Below are 518 nucleotides of genomic sequence, written 5' to 3'. Positions count from 1 at the left end.
ATCCCGCCGCCAGCTGTTCGAGGAGATCGAACGCACCGCGCTGGCACCGCTGCCGAGCGAGCCATTCGAATACGCCGAGTGGAAAACGGCCAAGGTACATCCCGATTATCACGTCGAAGTTGACAAGACTTTTTACTCGGTGCCGCACCGGCTGATTGGCCGTCGAGTGGACGTCCGGCTCACCTATCGGGCGGTCGAGATCTTCCAGGATCACACGCGTGTCGCCAGCCATGTGCGCCGCTCTCAGCGTGGTGGCCATGTCACCGTGAACGAGCACATGCCCAAGGCCCATCAGCGTTACGCCAATATGACGCCGGCGAGCTTGATCAAGATGGCGGGGCGGATCGGCGTCAACGCCGCCACCCTGGTCGAGCGGATGATGCGTGAGCGCCCGCATCCCGAGCAGGGTTATCGCTCCGCGATGGGGATCATCGCCCTGGCGAGGCGCTATGAGCGCAATCGGCTCGAAACAGCCTGCGAGAGGGCGCTCGCAATCAACGCGATCAGCTACTCGTCCG

At 63.1% G+C, this 518-nt stretch carries 1 pseudogene; it reads left to right on the top strand.

Annotated features, from left to right (window positions below):
• Positions 1 to 518 (top strand): annotated as a pseudogene (locus tag AACY52_RS30075) (IS21 family transposase); the annotation flags it as partial.

The sequence above is a fragment of the Pseudomonas sp. EA_65y_Pfl1_P113 genome (assembly GCF_963970525.1).
Taxonomy (GTDB): Bacteria; Pseudomonadota; Gammaproteobacteria; order Pseudomonadales; family Pseudomonadaceae; genus Aquipseudomonas; species Aquipseudomonas tritici.
This window is presented reverse-complemented; position numbering and strand designations above follow the sequence as displayed.